General features: G+C 42.5%; 15 protein-coding genes and 1 other annotated feature. Of the genes, 6 read left to right on the top strand and 9 right to left on the bottom strand.

The genetic code is table 11. The annotated features are described in order from the left end of the window. Nucleotides 1-19: 19 nt before the first annotated feature. Genes AC30SH_RS02490 through rplU form a run of 3 tightly spaced genes read right to left on the bottom strand, consistent with a single transcriptional unit; the run spans nt 20 to nt 1593 of the window. Nucleotides 20-946, bottom strand: coding sequence for a DMT family transporter (locus AC30SH_RS02490; protein WP_212509863.1), 927 nt, complete (start codon nt 944-946; stop codon nt 20-22). Between the two features lie 57 nt (nt 947-1003). Further along, nucleotides 1004-1261: a 50S ribosomal protein L27 gene (gene rpmA / locus AC30SH_RS02495; RefSeq protein WP_005539872.1), complete on the bottom strand. Its 258-nt coding sequence runs from the start codon at nt 1259-1261 to the stop codon at nt 1004-1006. 20 nt (nt 1262-1281) lie between these two features. Next, nucleotides 1282-1593, bottom strand: coding sequence for a 50S ribosomal protein L21 (rplU, locus tag AC30SH_RS02500; protein WP_006719042.1), 312 nt, complete (start codon nt 1591-1593; stop codon nt 1282-1284). Nucleotides 1594-1851: 258 nt separating this feature from the next. Between rplU and ispB the strand changes: the two genes are divergently transcribed. The 4 genes from ispB (at nt 1852) to miaB (ending at nt 5560) form a co-directional block, all read left to right on the top strand. After that, a complete protein-coding gene (gene ispB, locus AC30SH_RS02505; protein ID WP_371817624.1) occupies nt 1852-2823 on the top strand; it encodes an octaprenyl diphosphate synthase in 972 nt (323 codons plus the stop codon). Next, nucleotides 2823-3161 carry a hypothetical protein gene (locus AC30SH_RS02510; protein ID WP_212509861.1) on the top strand — a complete coding sequence of 113 codons (339 nt, stop codon included), beginning with the start codon at nt 2823-2825 and terminating at the stop codon, nt 3159-3161. Before ispB ends, AC30SH_RS02510 begins: the two co-directional genes overlap by 1 nt. Before the next feature lie 2 nt (nt 3162-3163). Further along, nucleotides 3164-3892 (top strand): epoxyqueuosine reductase QueH, encoded by a 729-nt coding sequence (locus AC30SH_RS02515; RefSeq protein ID WP_048749023.1) that lies wholly within the window; start codon nt 3164-3166, stop codon nt 3890-3892. 243 nt (nt 3893-4135) lie between these two features. Next, nucleotides 4136-5560: a tRNA (N6-isopentenyl adenosine(37)-C2)-methylthiotransferase MiaB gene (gene miaB, locus AC30SH_RS02520; protein ID WP_212509860.1), complete on the top strand. Its 1425-nt coding sequence runs from the start codon at nt 4136-4138 to the stop codon at nt 5558-5560. Between the two features lie 56 nt (nt 5561-5616). Here the strand turns inward: miaB and priC are convergent, their stop codons facing one another. The 5 genes from priC to AC30SH_RS02545 form a co-directional block, all read right to left on the bottom strand. Next, a complete protein-coding gene (priC, locus tag AC30SH_RS02525) occupies nt 5617-6183 on the bottom strand; it encodes a primosomal replication protein PriC (RefSeq protein WP_212510756.1) in 567 nt (188 codons plus the stop codon). A 62-nt stretch (nt 6184-6245) separates the two neighbouring features. Beyond that, the gene (locus tag AC30SH_RS02530; protein WP_109432053.1) at nt 6246-7595 is read right to left on the bottom strand and encodes a Na+/H+ antiporter family protein; all 1350 of its coding nucleotides are present in this window, start codon (nt 7593-7595) and stop codon (nt 6246-6248) included. Nucleotides 7596-7697: 102 nt separating this feature from the next. Further along, nucleotides 7698-7826 (bottom strand) — a sequence feature (His leader region). Nucleotides 7827-7953: 127 nt separating this feature from the next. After that, the gene (gene rnt, locus AC30SH_RS02535; protein ID WP_109860021.1) at nt 7954-8607 is read right to left on the bottom strand and encodes a ribonuclease T; all 654 of its coding nucleotides are present in this window, start codon (nt 8605-8607) and stop codon (nt 7954-7956) included. A gap of 87 nt (nt 8608-8694) precedes the next feature. Continuing rightward, on the bottom strand, nt 8695-9102 hold the full coding sequence (gene gloA, locus AC30SH_RS02540; protein ID WP_048749033.1) for a lactoylglutathione lyase: 408 nt from the start codon (nt 9100-9102) through the stop codon (nt 8695-8697). 151 nt (nt 9103-9253) lie between these two features. Further along, a complete protein-coding gene (locus AC30SH_RS02545) occupies nt 9254-11353 on the bottom strand; it encodes a TonB-dependent receptor domain-containing protein (protein ID WP_314312110.1) in 2100 nt (699 codons plus the stop codon). A gap of 299 nt (nt 11354-11652) precedes the next feature. Here AC30SH_RS02545 and AC30SH_RS02550 point away from each other — a divergent pair, with 299 nt between their 5' ends. Further along, on the top strand, nt 11653-14205 hold the full coding sequence (locus AC30SH_RS02550; RefSeq protein ID WP_212509858.1) for a GDYXXLXY domain-containing protein: 2553 nt from the start codon (nt 11653-11655) through the stop codon (nt 14203-14205). 94 nt (nt 14206-14299) lie between these two features. On the opposite strand, the gene cmoA is transcribed toward AC30SH_RS02550, so the two are convergent. Further along, nucleotides 14300-15022, bottom strand: coding sequence for a carboxy-S-adenosyl-L-methionine synthase CmoA (gene cmoA / locus AC30SH_RS02555; protein WP_212509857.1), 723 nt, complete (start codon nt 15020-15022; stop codon nt 14300-14302). 164 nt (nt 15023-15186) lie between these two features. Here cmoA and aspS point away from each other — a divergent pair, with 164 nt between their 5' ends. Then, the gene (gene aspS, locus AC30SH_RS02560; protein WP_212509856.1) at nt 15187-16953 is read left to right on the top strand and encodes an aspartate--tRNA ligase; all 1767 of its coding nucleotides are present in this window, start codon (nt 15187-15189) and stop codon (nt 16951-16953) included. Nucleotides 16954-17146: the final 193 nt, after the last annotated feature.

Raw genomic sequence — 17146 nt, forward strand, 5'->3', positions numbered from 1 at the left:
TCCAAAATACTGAAAATTACTACCGCACTTTTGGGCGAGCAGGGAATAACTTGTGCCCGATGGCGGATAAAATTGCCCCGCATACTACAATAAACGCACCGATATAGCTAATAGTATTTAGTTCAGGGGCGGCAAAATCTGTTGGGTCGATATAGTGGGCAAGGTGCGCAAATAAAATAGTAAACAACGGAACCAAGGTAATGACCACGCTGACTTTTGACACTTCCCAACGATTTAATGCTTCAGCATAAGCACCATAACCAAATAGCGTATTTAAACAACAGTAAATTAAGCAACCAAGGCTGATAGGCGTTAAGCCTTGTACTTGTGAAAATTTAGCAAAGGGCGTAAAGACAAGGGCGCAACCAAAATAGATCATCAGCAAAATTTGTTGTGAGCTGAATTTTCTTAGCATGAGTTTTTGTGCCATGCCGTAAGCAACCCATATTAAAGATGCGCTAATACTGAGAAAAACGCCGGTGGAGTAGGCATTTAGTCCGCTGAAGATTGCTAAGCGATCATTAAAAAAGAAGCCTAAGCCGATGGTTAATAAGACCAAACCGATTTTTTGGTGTAACCCTAATTTTTCTTTAAAAATCACAACACCGCAAATGAGCATACCAAAAGAGGATAAATGGATAAAAATTTGTGCAATGGAAGGTTCAATGTAATTGAGTGAGCTATTAAATAAGAAAAAGTTACCGGCTAATCCTAGTACGCCAATCATAACTAAACTGCTGTAGTAACCCAGTTTTGATGTGTTGGGCAATGCTTTTTTGTAGCCAAGGAGTAAAAATAAAACAATACTGGCAACAATAAAGCGATACCAAACAATGGTTTCCACATTCATGGCTGAAACCACTTGCTTTAACGCAATAGGCAAAGAGCCCCATGCCATTGCGGTAATGAGGGCAAAAAGAAAACCTAACATGGGTTGTTGTTTCATGATTTTACCTACAAAAAAGCCCTGCATGAGCAGGGCGTTTTATTCTGTTTTATAAAATTATTCAGTAACAATACTTACGTATTTACGGCTTTTCTCGCCTTTTACTTCAAATTTTACTTTACCATCGGCTGTCGCGAATAAGGTGTGGTCACGTCCCATTCCAACGTTGTTGCCCGCGTGGAATTTAGTACCACGTTGACGAACGATGATGCTACCTGCTAATACAGATTCACCACCGAAACGTTTAACACCAAGACGTTTAGCTTCAGAATCACGACCGTTACGAGTTGAACCACCAGCTTTTTTAGTTGCCATCTACTTGATCTCCTCTGAAATTATGCTTGAATCCCAGTGATTTTCACTTCTGTGAACCACTGACGATGACCTTGTTGTTTACGGCTGTGTTTGCGACGACGGAATTTAACGATTTTAATTTTATCGCCACGACCTTGCGCTACAACTTCAGCCACTACTTTTGCACCAGCAACTACTGGGGCACCGATTTTAACATCTTCACCATTAACGACCATCAACACTGAATCGAATTCAACTGTTGCGCCAGTTGCAAGTTCAAGTTTTTCTAAACGAACGACTTGACCTTCGCTTACTCGGTGTTGTTTACCGCCACTTTGGAAAACTGCGTACATAAATACTCCGCTATAAATTGTGCTCTAATGTTATTTCATTTCGCACATAAAATTCATATAAATAGGGCGCAAATTCTACGTAAAAATTTAGGGGATAGCAAGAACTTATTTACGATAAAATAAAAAAATTGGCAATTTAGGTAGTTTAATTTCAGAAAGGTGGAAAAATCGGGTAGAATCAACCGCACTTTCGTTTTCAATTTCATTTACTTCCTAATCTTAAGTGGCCTAATTATAGAAATGAATACAACAAACTTTATGGATATGAATGCAATCCAGGCGTTAAGCCAAGCGGATATGCAAAAAGTGAACGAATCGATTTTAGCCCAACTTAACTCAGATGTGGTGCTGATTAATCAATTAGGATTCTACATTGTGCAAGGCGGTGGCAAGCGCATTCGTCCCTTAATTGCTGTGTTGGCGGCAAGAGCTTTAGGTTTTGAAGGACAAAAAGCCATTACCTGTGCCACCTTTGTGGAATTTATTCATACAGCGTCTTTGCTGCACGATGATGTTGTGGATGAATCAGATATGCGTCGTGGGCGTGCTACGGCAAATGCAGAATTTGGTAATGCCGCAAGCGTGTTGGTGGGGGATTTTATTTATACCCGCGCCTTCCAATTGGTTGCTCAGCTGGAATCCTTAAAAATTTTGCGCATTATGGCGGATGCCACTAATGTGTTGGCAGAAGGCGAAGTACAACAGCTAATGAACGTTAATGATCCGCAAACCAGTGAAGAGAATTACATGCGGGTGATTTACAGCAAAACCGCCCGTTTATTTGAAGTGGCAGCACAGGCAGCGGCAATTATTGCTGGCGGCAGTGAGGCGCAGGAACAGGTGCTGCAAAGTTATGGACGTTATCTCGGCACGGCATTCCAGTTAGTGGATGATGTGTTAGATTACAGCGCTAATGCTAAGGCCTTAGGGAAAAATGTGGGCGATGATTTAGCCGAAGGCAAACCGACCCTTCCTTTATTACATGCGATGCACCACGGCAATGAACAACAAGCCGCGTTAATTCGCGAAGCCATCGAACAAGGTGGGAAACGTGAGGCCATTGATGAGGTGTTAGCTATTATGGCAGAACATAAATCCCTTGATTACGCGATGGATCGCGCTAAACAAGAAGCACAAAAAGCCGTTGATGCGATTCAGATTCTGCCGGAAAGCGAGTATAAACAAGCGTTGATTTCCTTAGCGTATTTATCCGTGGATAGAGCATATTAATGAAAAAGCGACTCCTAACATGTTTGTTGTGCTTTTTTAACCAGTCAGTTTTATCAGCCGATTTTTCCTGCGCAGAACCAAATGGCGCATCTAAAATGGTGACGTTTTTCAACCAAATTGATAAGCATCATATGGAAAGCGGTTTGCTACCGCCCAACGAAAAACTCGTTCGAACCGATAATTCACAGATGTGGGAATATACAAATAAGGCGAATACAAAGGCTGTACTTGAAGTAAAGTCTGCCGATACGCCAAAGTTTTTTGTGTTTTCACTTTATAATCCAAAAGGTTCAACAATATTTGTTTATAAATGTATCGAAATTCTTCAAGCTAAATAGTTATGACAGAACAACAATCTCAAAGTGCGGTCGGTTTTCAACATAAAACGCGCAAACAAAAACTGCGCAAAGATCCGAACGCACCTTTTATTCGTGAAAAACTGGAATTGCCCGAAGGGCACAATAAACTGCTTTTGCATTCCTGTTGCGCTCCTTGCTCGGGTGAGGTGATGGAAGCCATTTTGGCGTCCGGTATTGAATTTACGATTTATTTCTACAACCCGAATATCCATCCGTTAAAAGAATATTTGATCCGCAAGGAAGAAAATATTCGTTTTGCACAGAAATTTGGTATCCCGTTTATTGATGCCGACTATGATCGTCAAGAATGGTTTGATCGAGCTAAGGGGATGGAATGGGAGCCGGAGCGCGGTATTCGTTGTACTATGTGTTTTGATATGCGTTTTGAAAAAGCCGCTGAATATGCTCATGAGCACGGTTTCCCAGTGTTCACCAGTTGCCTTGGCATTTCCCGCTGGAAAGACATGGAGCAAATTAACGGTTGTGGTCATCGTGCGGCAGAAAAATATGATGATGTAATCTATTGGGATTATAACTGGCGTAAAGAAGGTGGCTCACAACGGATGATTGAAATCAGTAAACGTGAGCGTTTTTATCAGCAAGAATATTGCGGTTGCGTTTATTCTTTGCGTGATAGTAATAAATGGCGCGAACAAACCGGCCGTCAAAAAATTGAAATCGGTAAACTTTATTACTCACCGAATCAGTAAGTCATTCCATGTATTGATTCATGGCAGATAAATTTCAGGCTAAATTTACTTGTCTACGGTGTTTTATCTGCCTTTTCTTTTTTCACCTTCTTTATCCATTTTTATGCACGTTAGGGCGCACTGTTCCTACCTCCAACAGGTAAAAATCTCCGAAAAATCTGCTTTTTTACTAGCGATGAAAAGCGCAACTCGGTAGAATAGCCAGTCAATTTTTATGAACCATTAGAGTAAATTTTAGCCAGTATGACGCAAAAACTACATATTAAAACTTGGGGCTGCCAGATGAATGAATACGATTCATCTAAAATGGCGGATTTATTACACAGTACGCACGGTTTAGAACTTACCGAGGTGCCGGAAGAAGCGGATGTTCTATTGTTGAATACCTGTTCCATTCGTGAAAAAGCACAGGAAAAAGTCTTCCATCAATTAGGTCGTTGGAAAGAATTAAAGAAAAATAACCCGAATTTATTGATTGGTGTCGGTGGTTGTGTGGCATCGCAGGAAGGCGAGCATATTCGCACCCGGGCACCTTATGTGGACATTGTTTTTGGGCCGCAAACGTTGCATCGCTTGCCGGAAATGATTAACCAAATCCGTGGCGGCAAAAGCTCCGTCGTGGACATTAGTTTCCCGGAAATCGAAAAATTTGACTGTCTGCCGGAGCCTCGTGCAGAGGGACCAACTGCCTTCGTTTCTATTATGGAAGGCTGTAATAAATATTGTACTTATTGTGTGGTGCCTTATACCCGTGGTGAGGAAGTAAGCCGTCCGGTAGATGATATTTTATTTGAAATTGCGCAGTTAGCCGCACAGGGCGTGCGTGAAGTGAACTTGCTTGGTCAGAACGTGAACGCTTATCGTGGGCCGACATTTGACGGTGAAATTTGTACTTTTGCAGAATTATTGCGTTTAGTCGCCGCCATTGATGGTATTGACCGTTTACGTTTTACCACGAGTCATCCGATCGAATTCACCGACGATATTATCGATGTCTATCGTGATACGCCGGAGCTCGTGAGTTTCCTTCATTTGCCGGTGCAATCCGGTTCAGACCGTGTGTTAACCATGATGAAACGCGGACATACAGCGCTTGAATACAAATCCATTATTCGCAAACTAAAAGCGGTACGTCCGAATATTCAAATCAGTTCTGACTTCATTGTGGGCTTCCCGGGGGAAACCAATGAAGATTTCGAGCAGACCATGAATTTGATCGCTCAAGTGAATTTCGACATGAGTTTCAGCTTTATTTATTCTGCCCGTCCTGGTACACCGGCGGCAGATTACCCAGATGATGTGACTGAAGACGAGAAAAAACAACGTTTGTATTTGTTGCAACAACGCATCAACAATCAAGCGGCTCAATTCAGTCGCGCGATGTTAGGTACGGAGCAACGCGTGTTGGTAGAAGGCCCATCGAAGAAAGATATTATGGAATTAACCGGTCGTACGGAAACCAACCGTATTGTGAATTTCCAAGGTACGCCGGAAATGATCGGGAAATTTGTCGATATTAAAATCACCGACGTATTCACAAACTCCCTACGTGGTGAAGTGGTACGCACCGAAGCCCAAATGGGCTTGCGTGTGTTGCAATCGCCACAAATGGTAATTAACCGCACCCGTAAAGAAGATGAACTGGGTGTAGGCCGTTACACCGGCTAATTTATCGGATAAACATGAAAAAAACCTCGCGATGTTTGCGAGGTTTTTTATTGCGACTATTTCTGCTTTTCGAGGAAAATTAAATATTCCTCTAACATTTCGATGGCTTCCAAACAACGGGCGCGACGTTGTTCTAGTTGTTCCAGTTTTAATCGGTTAAATGGAAGTCCCTCTCTCTGCGCTTCACTTAAACTGTCTTGCTCATGCTGAATTTTTTCATTAAAAGACGCTAAATATTCATAATATTTTGCCAAGCGTTCGCGCGGTGGCAGGCTGTGTACGGGATGCTGACGTTTATTTTGCGGTTTATTTTCTTCTTTATCTTTAACGGGAAAGAATTGAGCATTTTGCTGTTGACGCGTTAAGGCATCCGAAAGTGCGGTGCATTGTGCGGATAGTTTTTGCGTGTAAAACTGCCATGCTCCAATGTTATTGCTTTCAATCTGTTCAAGCTGTACGAGAGTGAGCGCTATTTGCTCAAAATAAAATGCCGTTTTTTGCCAATTTTCCGTAAACAGATTGGGGGAAAATTTGGCGTAAACAATCTCTTCTTTTTGCGTGGCGTAACGCGCGAAGAAATCCTGGAGACTTTGTTTTAGGCGTTGAGTGGAAATGTTGTTCATAGACATAAAAAAGCAAAAGTGCGGTGGAAAATTTAGGTGTTTTTCCGACCGCACTTTTAGGATTAGAGAGTCATTGCTGCAAGCCAACCGAAGGCTAACAACGGAATGTTATAGTGAATGAAGGTGGGTACAACAGAATCCCAAATGTGGTCGTGTTTACCATCCATATTCAAACCGGATGTCGGCCCTAAGGTTGAGTCGGAAGCCGGTGAGCCCGCATCACCTAATGCTGCAGCAACGCCCACGATAGACACGGTGGCAAGTGGGGAGAAGCCGAAAGACAAACAAAGCGGTACGTAAATCGAGGTGATGATTGGCACCGTAGAGAAGGAAGAACCGATCCCCATGGTGATCAACAAGCCGACGAATAACATTAAGAACGCTGCAAGTCCTTTACTTTGTAAGCCTTGCCCTAAGGTTTGCACTAAGTCAGTTACACCGGTAGTTGTGTTAATCACATTGGCGAAACCGGAGGCAGCGATCATCACAAAGCCGATCATGGCCATTAGGCGTAAGCCTTGTTGGAAAATGTCGTTGCTTTCTTTGAGCTTGAAGATACCGAACACGGCAAAAATGACTAAACCGACTAAACCACCGATGATAGTAGAGCTTGTCACTAATTGCGTGGTGAAGGTTGCTACAATCGCGACAAGGCTTGCGGTGATTTGTTTTGGTGTAATGTTAGCAATGTGTTGCTCAATGTCTTGCGTTGTTGGTTCTGCTGTGGTGACGGCATATTCACGCGGTTTGCGATAAGTGATAAATACGGCAGTCAATAAACCTAAAATCATCCCAGTTACCGGAATCATCATAGCGAGAGAGACTTCACCTACTGTTGTTTGTAACCCTAATGATGCACCGACATTATTAATATTTTTCACTAAAATGCTTTCGATAAAGATTTTACCGAAACCCACCGGCAATAACATATAGGTGGCGGTTAAACCGAAAGTGAGGACGCAAGCAACGGCGCGACGGTCAATTTTTAGTTTGTTGAACACAGCAAGTAGCGGTGGAACAACAATTGGAATAAACGCAATGTGCACCGGTAACAAGTTTTGTGAGGAAATCGAGAACAAGACCAAAATCCCCAATAAGGCATATTTGAACATGGCAATCCCATTGGCAGAGGGGGTTTTATTCATGCGGGTAATCACTTTATAGGCGAGCAAATCGGTGATACCCGATTTGGAGATGGCAATGGCAAATGCACCGAGCATGGCGTAGTTCATTGCCACTTCAGCACCGCCGCCGAGGCCGCCGGTAAAGGCTTCAATAGTTTTTGTTAGGCCTAAATCACCGATTAAACCTGCTGTGAGGGCAGAAATAACCAAGGCAACGACCACGTTAATTCGCAGCAAGCTGAGAATCAGCAAGACCGCGATGGAAATAACAACTGGATTGGTTAGCATTTTTTTGTCCTTATGAGTTAAGTGATTGATAATTTACTAGAGAAATAAAATTTGTCTAATAAAATCATCGGCTAATTTCTGAGGAATTTATTTTTACGTAAAAAAACAAACCCCTCGAAAGTCAACTTCCGAGGGGTTTTAAAGGATAACGTTTTATTCGTGCCTGCTCGGAAGTCATCTTCCAAGCACACCAAATACCTGAAAGATCATTCAGTTACGTGGTGATGATGGTGACGACGAATAAAGCGCATTTGGGAATCTCCTATGTGAATTGCTTTTTAAACTACTGGAAAATATTTTTTATCGCAAGTGTTTTTTCAAAAAAAATGTAAAGTGCGGTCGATATTCTTGATGTTTTTTAATTTTCCGCCACGATGTGCGGAAATCCGCCCAAATGTTTTAAATGATTCACCATATAACAAAATAGCTCTGCTGTACGTTCCGTATCATATAGCGCAGAATGGGCTTGTTGGTTGTCAAAAGGAATTTTTGCCGCTTGGCAGGCTTTAACTAATACCGTTTGCCCGAACATAAAACCGCTTAATGTGGCGGTGTCAAAAGTGGAAAACGGATGGAAAGGGTTGCGTTTGGCATTCATGCGTTGTGCCGCAGCCATCACAAATCCATGATCGAATGCTGCATTATGCGCCACGATGATTGAACGTTGGCAGTCTGCGTCCTTTTGTGCCTTGCGTACCATTTTAAACATCTCGCTGATGGCGATATTTTCACTCACGGCTCCACGTAATGGGTTGTCGATGTCGATGCCGTTAAATTTGATGGACTCAGGATCTATATTGGCGCCTTCAAAAGGTTGAATGTGAAAATGGCATTTCTGATCCGGAATTAAATTGCCTGCGTCATCCATTTTTAGGGTAATGGCTGCCAGTTCTAATAGCGCATCGGTTTTGGCGTTCAAGCCGGCGGTTTCTACATCGATTACCACCGGTAAATAACCGCGAAATCGGTGTTTTAGTAAGTTGTAATTAATTGCTTCTTGGGCTTCAGACATAGCTTATCCTAAAAATAAAACGTGGATTATCGCTCATAATCCACGTTAAAAAATCTTTGAATTTCCTACCGCACTTGAGAGGTGAATTTAGTTACCTAAGCCGGCTTGTGCGCTTTGGTTTTCGATGAATTCAATTTTGTAACCGTCCGGATCTTCTACAAAAGCAATCACGGTTTTGCCACCTTTTACAGGGCCCGGTTCGCGAGTAACATTACCACCGGCTTGACGAACCGCTTCGCAAGTAGCGTAAATATCATCCACACCAATGGCGATATGGCCGTAAGCGTTACCTAAATCGTATTTTTCTACACCCCAGTTATAAGTTAATTCTAACACAGAGGCGCGGTCTTCATCATCGTAACCTAAAAAAGCCAGAGAATATTTGTATTCAGGGTTTTCACTGGTGCGCAATAGACGCATGCCCAACACATCTTGATAAAACTGAATAGAACGTTGTAAATCGCCTACGCGCAACATGGTATGTAAAATTCGCATGATATTCTCCATCAAATAAATAAAATCGCACTAATTATGCCACAGAATCATGGCGTTTTCTTTGGAAAATAAAAAGGATTAAGCTCGATTGAACTTAATCCTTCAAAATGAATTTAAAAAACGCAGTAAAATCTTACCGCACTTTTCAGGTTTAGAACGTGTAGTTTACACTTAAACGAACGTCACGACCCGGCTCAGGCAAGGTGGATACGCCTGCGCGTTGGCTGTGGCTGCGATAGTATTTGTTGAACGCATTGTTTAACGCTAAGTTAATGTTTACGTTTTTAACCGGTTTCCAAGTCACATAGAAATCGTTTACGCCATAGCCCGGACGTTTTGTGGTAGTTGCACCGCCGCCACGGTTTTGGGTGGTGGAATCGTAGCTGGTATGTTGTACAAAACGGCCTTTCCAACCGATTTCAACGTCAGGTTGTTCGAAGTGGTAAGACACACCTGTAGTCCAAGTACGACCGATCGGAATGGCGGTTACAGTGCTATCCACGGTTCTGCCGTTTAATTCCGGTTTACTGTAAGCCACGCCGGCGCGCAAGGTTAAGCCTTCGTATTTATAGGCTGCACCTAATTCATAACCATGATTTCTTAATTTGCCTGCATTTTGGATTTCATAATAACCCGGTCTGATTTGCGTAAAGGCGTGCGTATCTTGGATCGTTTGCCAGAAATAACTTCCGTTCAAAGAAAGGCTGTCAGCTAATTTATAGTTGAAACCCACTTCAGCGTTGCGCGATCTTTCCGGTTTAATGTTATTGGCAATGGAATACACTGCTGTTTTTCCTCGAGTCGATCCTGAAGAAAGCATGACTTCAAAGAAACGAGGACTTCGGGTAGCGTAGTTTAAGCTGGTATTTAAACTTAAATCATTGGTCACTTCATAAATTAAGCCGACACTTGGGTTTAGGTTTCCTTTACTGGATTTTGATCCATCCATTGCACGGAATGAGAAATGATCATAACGTAAGCCGGTGGTTAAGGTGAATGCGCCTAAGCCCCAGATACCTTCCGTATAAATACCCACATCACGTTTCTTTTGGGTCTTCATTTGGACGCCGTTTTGAACGGTGAGTGAGTTAGGCTTACCTTCTTGATCGCGGTAGTTAATACCGTATTTGATTAAGTGAGATTCACCGATGGGAGAATCCAAGTTTACGTTTGCGCCATTAGCAATTAAACGGGTTCTGGAATGTTCGCTCGGCTCTTCACGGCTAATCACACTACGCCATACATTAGCCTTAGCATTGCTAATAAAGCCCATGTTTTTTCCGATCCATTCAATCTTGCTAGTATCGTTTGTGGTGATGCGATAGCGAGGGGCATTATTGGCAGTGTTTATAATTTTGTTTCCATTACGATCTAAAACATACCAAGTATTCCCTTCTTGGCTTAATGTATAGCCGTTTGCACGCTGTTCTCTTGTTAGAGTCGGTGGATTGCCGTTTTGCGCACTGGCGGTTAACCAATCTTGCGAAAAGTCAAACTCTTCACGAAGTGCGCGAACGCCGTAATGACGCTCTTGACGGTGGCTTAATTCGATACGTTGATCTTCAGTAATATCAACCCCAACTTTGGCGAGTAAACCACGTTGATGTAATGAACTGTTTTGAACTTTTGTACCACCTTCCAAATTACGGAAATTATGGCCGCCTTTATAGTCGCTTTCATTTACCCAATTGCCGGAAAGTAATACGTCCATCGCTTGGGCGCGTGAATAAACGGTTGCACCTTTGCTCCAACCTTTGTTTGAGCTAACACCTGCATTTACCTTAAAACCAATGTCTTGACCTTCTTTCAGAAGATCTTTTGCGCTCACGGTTTCCGCAACGATAGCTCCGCTGGTTGCACCAATGCCGGCACTGGCTGACCCAGTCCCTTTTTGCACGCTCACTTTCTTGAATAGTGCCGGGTCAAACATGAAACGTCCTTGGTGGTGGAAGAGTTGGGCATCGGTATAAGCATCATCCACTTTTACATCCACTTGATCTTGCCCCATCCCGCGAATGGTAAACCATTGTGATGTTCCGCGACCACCACCGAAGTTAATCGCCGGTTCGTCTTTTAATAAACCCTTTAATTCAGTTTCCGTGCTGCGATTAATCGATTCAGTTGTAATTACATTGGTTTTACTTTTGGCACCGGTATTTTCAGACACCACGTTAATGATCTCTAAATTTTCTGCATAAACTGCAGTGGTAACTAACATTGCGAGGGGAAGCAATGAAAAATGTTTGCGCATAAATGCTCCTCTAAAGGTTGATGAAAGGTGAAATTTACAGCGTGGCAATTTAACGTATTTGCTTAATTTATGCAAATGATAATTATTATTAATTCTAGATTGTTTCTAATGGCATTTTATGGATGAAAATGTATGTGGTTTTTGTTAAAAGAGACGGAAACCGTAAGCACGATTAGTATGAGGAAAAAATGAATGTGAGAAGGAAAATACCGCAAAATCTCACCGCACTTTTGCTTTTTCTCCTAAAAATTGACTAAAATTCTTTAACTTTTCACTGCTTATTGAAAGGAAATGAAAATATGAATCGAACAGGATTATTCAATTTATCTTGGGAACGTTATCTTAATTTATTGTTTCTCTTGTTAACGGTTGGTTTTCTTAGTAGCGGCATCGTCACATTCATTGCCGCTAACTGGGATTATCTTTCCGATTTAACGAAGATTTACGGGTTGCAAACGTTGTTCGTTTTTTCCGTGATTACAGGCGGTTATTTTTTTATGCGCGAAAGTCGTCAGTTGGCAGCGGAGAAATTAAAACTCGTGTCGGTTGCGTTCTTCTTTTGCATTGCCGTGCTGATTGGCGCTACCTTAGCCCTCGTCGGACAAACTTATCAAACAGGCGCGAATACATGGGAATTATTTGCTATTTGGTCGGTGTGCCAAATTCCATGGTTGCTCTTGTTGCCTAATGTTGCGTCTGCCTTATTGCTGATTGTTACGGCAAATTTAACGTTGTATTTACTTCAGATAGCTGGTTATGACTATGCTGCTGTTTATGGCGCATTTCTCAACGCTGTTGGCTTGGTATTGAGTGAGGTTTTTACACGACGATTGCATGATGAACGTTGGCGAATCTTACCCAAAATCTTGCTTGGTTTTGTGGTAATACAGCTCTTCGGCATTCGTTTTATAGTCGATGACGCGATATTTGATACCGATTTTGGTTGGTTTACGGTGCTAAATTTCTTGACCGTGAGTGTGCCTTCTGCCGCATTATTTTATTTTTATAAGCAATATCGTTTTGATTTCACCAATTTAATTGCAAGTGCATTGGGGATAATTGTTGCTTTTAGCATGTTGCTCTTTTCTCATATCAATTCTGCGGATGCCGTTTTTTCGAGTGGTTTGTTGATTTTTGTGCTGACGATCTTGGCAATGAAATATCTGTACAAGCTTTATCAAGCCCGTTATCCGCAACATAAGAAAATGCCTTGGGCATTATCTGTTCTGTTTATTTTTGCCATTCTCATCGGTATGGTCATCGCCATTATTTGGGCGGCGTTTATTCTTGATATATCAGACCCGTTGCCCTCTGTGCTTGCTTTGGCAATCGCAATGTTGCTTACCGCACTGGGATTACATCGTGCTTATCCGCAAGCAAGTAATGAAATGTCGCTAGTGGTCGGTATTTGTTTTTTGATGGGATATGGCTTACTTGGTGGCTATTTATGGTTTGATCATTTGGGTGAGTCTAGCGAAACGACGCAGGTTTTTGTGCCGTTGTTGTTTTCTTGTGTGGTCGGTGCTTTTTATTTCGTCCGTAAAGAAGTTTGGCTACAAACTTTAACGGTAGTGAGTATCTTAAGCATGTGGCACCTCAGTTACTTGGAGGACATTGCATCCGGTTCCTTGTCTTTGACTTATCTTTCTATGTTGTGCTGTATTTGTGTTTTTGTAGGGCAGTTCTTATGGATGATAAAACACCAACAGAGCGAGGCAGTGACACCGCTTGCTTGGGGGCTTTTATTTTTTAGTCTCGGCTCTTGGAGCTATTCCGCATCCCAAACCTTCTTTCCTTGGTTTCATCATTTCAGCGAGGTCGCCGATGAGTTACCGTCCATTGACACGTTCTCAGACTTTTTCAGCGTCATTACCTATGGCATTTTTTCACGAGCGACATTGACATTTTCATGGTGGGTGCCGTTTTTTGTTTGTCTTACACCTTTCTGTGTTTATTGGGTTATCAGCTTCTTTTTTAAATCTGCGCCGGCGGAAAAGTGGTTTATTGCCATTGTTTTCACGCTCTTTACGATTGGTTTTGTGGCTCAACCGTCTATTTTGTTTTTTGTTGCCCTGTGGTTGATTGCCTATGTTTCGGCAAGCCGAACTTTATTTTTTATCGCTTTATTGGCGCTCATCACGAATTTGGCGCTTTACTATTATATGCTCTTTATCCCATTGCTTTATAAGTCGTTTTTACTCTTATGCTTTGGCGCATTATTTTCCTTTGTTGTATTTTTCTTGCATCGGAAATCTAAAGTGACGACACAAAGTGCGGTGGATTTTTCCGGTGTTTCTAAAAGAAAACCGTTGATAGCACTGCTTATCGCGTTACTGATGTTATCGCCATTAAATTATAAGGTATGGCAATTTGAGAATGTGTTGGCGACCGGCAAACCGGTCGTGCTAAAAATTGCGCCGATGGATCCGCGTTCGTTAATGCAAGGGGATTACATGTCCTTGAATTACGCCATTTTGCAGGATATTGAAGCGCAACTTAATGATGAGCCCGACCAACTAAATGACGAGCAAGCCAGTGAAAATGACATTTGGCAGACAACGAGCAAACGACAACCTAAATGGGTTTATGCCTTAATTCATCAAAATGAGCAGGGCGTTGCTACCTTGTGTCGCGTGGAAAAAACTAAACCGACGGATTTCACGGGGTGCGAACCAAACCTGTATTTACCGATTAATAACACAGGCTGGTCGCCCGCATTGCCAAGCCAAGAATATTTCTTTGCGGAGGGGAAAGGGCAATATTATGCGCAGGCAGAGTATGCCGAATATCGTTTTAAAGACGGCATTTTATTGCTTGCCCGTTTGCTGGATCAGGATTTAAAACCGTTATAAAAGCAAGAATAAGATCGTTGATAGATAAGAAAAAAGTGCGGTGGATTTTTAAAACGTTTTATATCCACCGCACTTTTTGTTTTGAGCTTTGCGTTTATTTCATCGCAATCATGGAGCCGAAGTTAAAGCATTGGAACCACAGTTCTACATGAGAAAAACCGACATTTTTTAACCGTGCTTTATGGGTTTCAATGCTGTCTGTACGCATCACATTTTCAAGTGCGGTGCGTTTTTGGCTCACCTCTAATTCGCTATAACCGTTGGCGCGTTTAAATTGATGGTGGAGATCAATCAGTAAGTCGTTGGTGTGTTCGTCTTCAAAACGGAATTTTTCTGACAGCACCAATACGCCGTTTGGATTTAATCCTTGATGAATTTTTTCCAACAACGCCACGCGATCTTGTGGTGGCAGAAATTGCAGGGTGAAATTCAAAATCACCATCGATGCGTTTTTGATCTCAATGTGGCGAATGTCATCACAGAGAATCTCGACCGGAATGTCACTGTGGTAGGCGGAAACATGTTGGCGACAACGTTCCACCATCGGTTGGGAATTGTCTACCCCGATAATTTTCACATTCGGTTGGTTAATATGACGACGAGCGGAAAGGGTTGCTGCCCCACGGGAACAACCTAAATCATAAATGTTGCTGTTTGCCGTCACAAAACGTTCGGCAAGCATACCGATGGCAGTGATGATGTTGGAATAGCCCGGCACGGAGCGCTGGATCATGTCGGGAAACACTTCCGCGACGCTTTCGTCAAAGGTAAAATCGCCCAATTTTTCAATAGGCGCAGAGAATAGGGTGTCTTTCATGTTTTTGCGATGCAATGATTTGAAATAAAAAGTGCGGTTATTTTAGAGAAAGTTTTTAACGGCGCAAATAAATTTCGCTTTCCAATTCAAAAGGCCAGGCAATTTACGTATAATCGCACGGTTAATTTATCTTTAATGACTCAGATTATAAAAAGGAATAGAAAATGATGCGTTCACATTATTGCGGTGCGTTAAACCGCGCAAATATCGGTCAGGAAGTGACATTAAGCGGTTGGGTTCATCGCCGCCGCGATTTAGGTGGGTTGATCTTTATTGATATGCGCGATCGGGATGGCATCGTGCAAGTGTGTTTCGACCCGAAATACCAAGACGCCTTGACCGCGGCTGCCGGTTTGCGTAACGAATTTTGTATTCAAATCAAAGGTGAAGTGATTGCTCGCCCGGATAACCAAATCAATAAAAACATGGCAACCGGTGAAGTGGAAGTATTGGCGAAAGCATTGAAAATTTACAACGCTTCCGATGTGTTGCCGTTAGACTTCAACCAAAACAATACGGAAGAACAACGCTTAAAATACCGTTATTTGGATTTACGCCGTCCGGAAATGGCGCAACGTTTGAAAACACGTGCGAAAATCACCAGTTTTGTACGTCGTTTCATGGATGACAATGGTTTCTTAGATATTGAAACGCCAATGCTAACCAAAGCCACACCGGAAGGTGCGCGCGACTATTTAGTACCGAGTCGCGTGCATAAAGGCAAATTCTATGCATTGCCACAATCACCACAGCTTTTCAAACAGTTACTCATGATGTCCGGTTTTGATCGTTATTATCAAATCGTGAAATGTTTCCGTGATGAAGATTTGCGTGCGGATCGTCAACCGGAATTTACCCAAATCGATGTAGAAACCTCTTTCCTGACAGCGCCTGAAGTGCGTGAGATTATGGAACGCATGGTGCACGGTTTATGGCAAAACATCATTGGTGTGGATTTAGGCAAATTCCCGGTGATGACTTGGCATGAAGCGATGAATCGCTTTGGTTCCGATAAGCCGGATTTGCGTAACCCGCTTGAACTAGTCGATGTGGCAGATCTCGTTAAAGAGGTGGATTTCAAAGTGTTCCAAGGCCCGGCCAATGATTCGAACGGTCGTGTGGCGGTCATTCGCGTACCAAATGGCAGCGAAATTACGCGTAAACAAATTGATGAATACACCCAATTTGTGGGCATTTACGGTGCGAAAGGTTTAGCTTGGGCGAAAGTTAATGATATCAATGCCGGCCTTGAAGGCGTTCAAAGCCCGATTGCGAAATTCTTAAATGAAGACGTATGGAAAGCGTTAGCAGAACGTGTAAAAGCACAAAACGGCGATATCTTGTTCTTCGGCGCAGACAAATGGCAAACCACCACCGATGCTATGGGTGCATTGCGTTTGAAACTGGGTCGTGATCTCGGCTTAACCCGTTTAGACGAATGGCAACCGCTTTGGGTCATTGATTTCCCAATGTTTGAACGTGATGATGAAGGCAATTTGGCGGCAATGCACCACCCATTCACATCTCCACGTGATTTCACACCGGAACAATTGGAAGCGGATCCAACAATCGCTGTGGCAAATGCTTACGATATGGTGATCAATGGTTACGAGGTTGGCGGCGGTTCTGTGCGTATTTTCGATCCGAAAATGCAACAAACCGTATTCCGCATTCTTGGTATCAACGAACAAGAACAACGCGAGAAATTTGGTTTCTTGTTGGATGCATTGAAATTCGGCACACCGCCACACGCAGGTTTAGCGTTCGGTTTAGACCGCTTAACCATGCTCTTAACCGGTACTGAAAATATCCGTGATGTTATCGCCTTCCCGAAAACGACGGCAGCGGCTTGTTTAATGACAGAGGCGCCAAGTTTTGCGAATCTGCAGGCATTAGGTGAGTTGAGCATTCAGGTTGTAAAAGCTGAGTAATGTTGAAATTTGGATAATAAAGTGCGGTCAAAATTGACCGCACTTTCTTTTTTAGATAAAAAATTTTATCTACTAAAATAAATTGCTTTTTTGGTGTGATAACTTGCCTTACTTCTTAGTTTTGAAGTTATTAACTAAAATTTTCAATAAATCGAAATTTTATTCTTTTATTTCTTCTTGGATAGAATTTTAT

The organism is Aggregatibacter sp. HK296 (assembly GCF_980469475.1).

Excerpts from the sequence above, each read along its gene's own strand:
- AC30SH_RS02490 (WP_212509863.1), bottom strand. The coding sequence starts at position 946 with ATGAAACAACAACCCATGTTAGGTTTTCTTTTTGCCCTCATTACCGCA.
- rpmA (WP_005539872.1), bottom strand. The coding sequence starts at position 1,261 with ATGGCAACTAAAAAAGCTGGTGGTTCAACTCGTAACGGTCGTGATTCT.
- rplU (WP_006719042.1), bottom strand. The coding sequence starts at position 1,593 with ATGTACGCAGTTTTCCAAAGTGGCGGTAAACAACACCGAGTAAGCGAA.
- ispB (WP_371817624.1), top strand. The coding sequence starts at position 1,852 with ATGGATATGAATGCAATCCAGGCGTTAAGCCAAGCGGATATGCAAAAA.
- AC30SH_RS02510 (WP_212509861.1), top strand. The coding sequence starts at position 2,823 with ATGAAAAAGCGACTCCTAACATGTTTGTTGTGCTTTTTTAACCAGTCA.
- AC30SH_RS02515 (WP_048749023.1), top strand. The coding sequence starts at position 3,164 with ATGACAGAACAACAATCTCAAAGTGCGGTCGGTTTTCAACATAAAACG.
- miaB (WP_212509860.1), top strand. The coding sequence starts at position 4,136 with ATGACGCAAAAACTACATATTAAAACTTGGGGCTGCCAGATGAATGAA.
- priC (WP_212510756.1), bottom strand. The coding sequence starts at position 6,183 with ATGAACAACATTTCCACTCAACGCCTAAAACAAAGTCTCCAGGATTTC.
- AC30SH_RS02530 (WP_109432053.1), bottom strand. The coding sequence starts at position 7,595 with ATGCTAACCAATCCAGTTGTTATTTCCATCGCGGTCTTGCTGATTCTC.
- rnt (WP_109860021.1), bottom strand. The coding sequence starts at position 8,607 with ATGTCTGAAGCCCAAGAAGCAATTAATTACAACTTACTAAAACACCGA.
- gloA (WP_048749033.1), bottom strand. The coding sequence starts at position 9,102 with ATGCGAATTTTACATACCATGTTGCGCGTAGGCGATTTACAACGTTCT.
- AC30SH_RS02545 (WP_314312110.1), bottom strand. The coding sequence starts at position 11,353 with ATGCGCAAACATTTTTCATTGCTTCCCCTCGCAATGTTAGTTACCACT.
- AC30SH_RS02550 (WP_212509858.1), top strand. The coding sequence starts at position 11,653 with ATGAATCGAACAGGATTATTCAATTTATCTTGGGAACGTTATCTTAAT.
- cmoA (WP_212509857.1), bottom strand. The coding sequence starts at position 15,022 with ATGAAAGACACCCTATTCTCTGCGCCTATTGAAAAATTGGGCGATTTT.
- aspS (WP_212509856.1), top strand. The coding sequence starts at position 15,187 with ATGATGCGTTCACATTATTGCGGTGCGTTAAACCGCGCAAATATCGGT.